Here is a 509-nt window from a genome sequence, read left to right on the forward strand (position 1 = left end):
TTGAGAGCGATCAACACCAAGTGTCACTAAACGTTCTGTCGCGCCTTTCACTAGGCCACTACGTCCAGTTCGGTAGGCGTTCAGCAGCTCTTCTTGTGCTTTGACTAGCTCAGGAGAATACAGTGTGAACAGCACGTCGCCTTTGTCGACCTTTTCACCCACGGCATTGATGTATAGCTTTTCAACCCAGCCCGCCACGCGAACGTTGGTTTGCCACAAATGGCTTTCGTCAAACGCGATATAGCCGACAGTTTCAATCCGAGGTGAAAGTTGCTCTAAAGAGACTTGAGCGGTTTTTACACCTAAGTTGTTTTCAACCGATGGGTCAATTTTTACCGTGCCGGGTTTGTCTTGTTCACCCGCGAGATCTTCGGCGTACACTGGGATCAAGTCCATGCCCATTGGCGATTTGCCCGGTTTGTCGCGCTTGTAATTTGGATCCATTGGCGCAACCCAATAGAGTGGCTCGTTTGAGCTGTTCGCAGCGCTACCGCTTGTGCCGCTCATGT

At 50.9% G+C, this 509-nt stretch carries 1 protein-coding gene; it reads right to left on the bottom strand.

All coding sequences use genetic code 11. The features are described 5' to 3' along the window. Window positions 1-509, bottom strand: a 509-nt coding sequence (locus R7Z47_RS26980; protein WP_318131045.1) for an efflux RND transporter periplasmic adaptor subunit, incomplete at both ends; no start/stop codon positions are given.

Source organism: Vibrio sp. 1641, assembly GCF_033339995.1.
In the GTDB taxonomy this organism is placed as follows: Bacteria; Pseudomonadota; Gammaproteobacteria; order Enterobacterales; family Vibrionaceae; genus Vibrio; species Vibrio alginolyticus.